Here is a 3,158-nt window from a genome sequence, read left to right as displayed (position 1 = left end):
GTGCTTCGCCCCGGCCTCCCGGGCTCCGGCCAGGCTCCGTTCCAACCGCTGGCATTCCCGGTCGTAGACCAGCTGGTCGTGTTCTCCGAACCCGGGCATGCTGGGCAGGTTCCAGCCCCTTGTGCCGCACAGGGCCACATCCCCTGTCTGGTAGAAGGTATTGTGGAGAAAATGGACTTTGGGGGGCAGAGCCGCCTGGAGTTTCTTTAAGGAATTCCACCAGTAGTCATGGTTCCCCTTGAGGATCACCAGATCCCCGGGGAGGGCCGCCAAAGGTCCCAGATCCTTTGCCACCGCGTCTTCCAGATCCATGGACCAGGAGGTGTCTCCCACCAGGAGCACTGTGTCTCCGTCCTTTACCGTTTCCTTCCAGTATGTGATGACTTTTTTTCGATGGCCCAGCCACTGGGCTCCAAAAACCTCCATGGGCTTTGTGGGGGGTTCTCCGGAAAAATGCAGATCCCCCATGGCATAAATTGCCATTGTTCCCACTCCTTCCTGCGTTGACTTTATGTGATACGAAATATATAATGAATCTATTGCACAGACAAAAACCACTGTAATACTCATATGTTACTGAATCCAGAGAACTTATGCAAGGTGTTTCAGACGGGTTTTCTTTTTTAGGAGGTATGTTCATGTTCAAGGAAAAGTACGAGCCACACGAGATCGAAGCCCGGTGGCAGAAGTATTGGGAAGACAACAAGACCTACCAGGTCAGCAATGAGGATCCCCGGCCCAAATCCTATGTGCTGGAAATGTTCCCGTATCCCTCCGGGAACCTGCACATGGGCCATGTGCGGAACTATTCCATCGGGGACGTGGTGGCCCGGTTCCGGACCATGCGGGGCTTCAATGTGCTCCATCCCATCGGCTTCGACTCTTTTGGCATGCCTGCGGAAAATGCCGCCATCAAACACAAGATTCCCCCTGCCAAATGGACCATGGAAAACATCGCCAACATGACCCGGCAGCTGAAGGAACTGGGACTGTCCTATGACTGGGACCGGAAAGTGGTCACCTGCAAGGAAGAGTACTACAAATGGACCCAGTGGTTCTTTGAACTGATGTACAAACGGGGCCTGGCTGTGAAGAAGGAAGCCTCCGTGAACTGGTGCGACACCTGCGGCACCGTACTGGCCAACGAACAGGTGGAAGACGGCAAATGCTGGCGCTGCCATCAGCCGGTGGAAAAGAAACAGCTGAGCCAGTGGTTCTTCAAGATCACCGACTATGCGGAACAGCTGCTGGACGACCTGGACAAACTGCCGGGCTGGCCGGACCGGGTGAAGACCATGCAGCGGAACTGGATCGGCCGCAGCGAAGGTCTGGAATTCGGCTTTGAAGTTCCCAGCCTCCACAAGAAACTGAATGTGTACACCACCCGTCCGGATACCATCTACGGGGTCACTTTTGTGGTGATCCCTCCGGAACATCCCATGGTGGAAGAACTGCTGAAGGACAATCCCCGGAAAGCGGAACTGGAAGCCTTCTGCAACAAAGTGAAGAACACCTCCGATATTGAACGGACCTCCAGTGAATCGGAAAAACTGGGCATGTACACCGGAGTGGACTGCATCCATCCTCTCACCGGGGAAAAAGTCCAGATCTGGATCACCAACTATGTACTGGTGGACTACGGTACCGGCGCCGTTATGGGGGTGCCCACCGGGGACCATCGTGACTGGATGTTTGCCACCAAATACGGCATCAAGAAGATCCTCACCCTCCAGCCCAAGGACAAGGAACTGAAGCTGGAAGAAATGACCGATGCCTATGAGGACAAAGACGGGGTACTGGTGAATGCCGGTCCCTTCACAGGCATGGAAATGCACAAGGCCATGAAGGCCATCATTGACTATATGGAAGAAAAAGGCCTGGGGAAACGGCGGATCAACTACCGTCTCCGGGACTGGCTGATCAGCCGTCAGCGGTACTGGGGCTGTCCCATTCCGGTGGTGTACTGCCCGCACTGCGGAGAAGTGCTGGTACCGGAAAAAGACCTGCCGGTGAAGCTGCCTCTGGACGTGAAGTTCGACGCCGGTGCCTCTTCTCCCCTGGCTACCAGTGAACAGTTCGTCAACTGCACCTGTCCCAAATGCGGGGGTCCGGCCAAACGGGAACTGGACACCATGGATACCTTCCTGTGCTCTTCCTGGTACTACCTGCGCTACACTGATCCCCACAATGACAAGGCTCCCTTCAGCGAAGAAGCCGTAAATCACTGGATGCCGGTGGATCAGTACATCGGGGGCATCGAACACGCCATCCTGCACCTGCTGTATTCCCGGTTCTTCATGAAGGTGCTCCACGACGCCGGCCTGGTAAAAGCGGACGAACCCTTCACCAACCTGCTGACCCAGGGCATGGTGATCAAGGACGGGGCCAAAATGTCCAAATCCCTGGGGAACGTGGTGTCTCCGGAAGAAATCGTCGGGAAGTTCGGGGCCGATACCGCCCGTCTCTTCATTATGTTCGCCGCTCCTGTGGAACGGGAACTGGAATGGAGCGACCAGGGAGTGGAAGGGTCCTTCCGGTTCCTGAACCGGGTATGGCGGATCGTGTACTACTTCAAGGATGTGCTGGCCCGGAAGGTCACCTCCTATGATACCGCCCACCTGAACGAAGCGGACGAAGAACTGCGGCACATCCTCCATGTGAGCATCAAGAAGGTCACCGAGGACATTGACAACCGGTTCAACTTCAACACTGCCATTTCCACCCTGATGGAACTGGTGAATGCCCTGTATGCGTACCGGGAAAAGGCCAAACCGGTGAACGACGGTCTGGTGTACGAAGCCATTTCCAAGCTGCTGCTGATGCTGGCGCCCTTTACGCCCCACATCACCGAAGAACTGTGGCATGACGCCATGGGCAGCGAAAACAGCATCCACAAGGAACCCTGGCCCACCTACGACCCGGAAGCCATCAAAGTGGAACAGGTGGAAGTGCTGATCCAGGTCAACGGGAAACCCAAGGCACGGATCATGACCGCACCGGAAATCAGCAAAGAGGACCTGGGGAACCTGGCCCTGGAACAGGAAGAAGTCAAAGCCGCCATCGGAGACAAGAAAGTGATGAAAGTCATCGCCGTCCCCGGCCGGCTGGTGAATATTGTAGCGAAGTAAAAAAAGGGGCTGTTGCGCAAGCAACAGCCC

2 protein-coding genes are annotated in these 3,158 nt (G+C 55.7%); one reads left to right on the top strand and one right to left on the bottom strand.

All coding sequences use genetic code 11. From position 1 onward, the window contains the following. Window positions 1–483 (bottom strand): metallophosphoesterase (locus QVO43_RS00270; protein ID WP_288174240.1); only part of this gene is annotated, 483 nt, incomplete at its 3' end. A gap of 155 nt (window positions 484–638) precedes the next feature. Between QVO43_RS00270 and leuS the strand changes: the two genes are divergently transcribed. Next, window positions 639–3,128, top strand: coding sequence for a leucine--tRNA ligase (gene leuS, locus QVO43_RS00265; protein WP_022486643.1), 2,490 nt, complete (start codon window positions 639–641; stop codon window positions 3,126–3,128). Window positions 3,129–3,158 lie beyond the last annotated feature (30 nt).

Origin of the sequence: Acidaminococcus sp. CAG:542, from assembly GCF_000437815.1 — a bacterium.
GTDB lineage: Bacteria > Bacillota > Negativicutes > Acidaminococcales > Acidaminococcaceae > Acidaminococcus.
Note: the sequence above shows the minus strand (reverse complement) of the source record. Positions and strands in the feature narration are given on the sequence as shown.

What these genes read in the sequence shown, in the direction of transcription:
- leuS (WP_022486643.1), top strand. Translation starts at nt 639, where the DNA reads ATGTTCAAGGAAAAGTACGAGCCACACGAGATCGAAGCCCGGTGGCAG.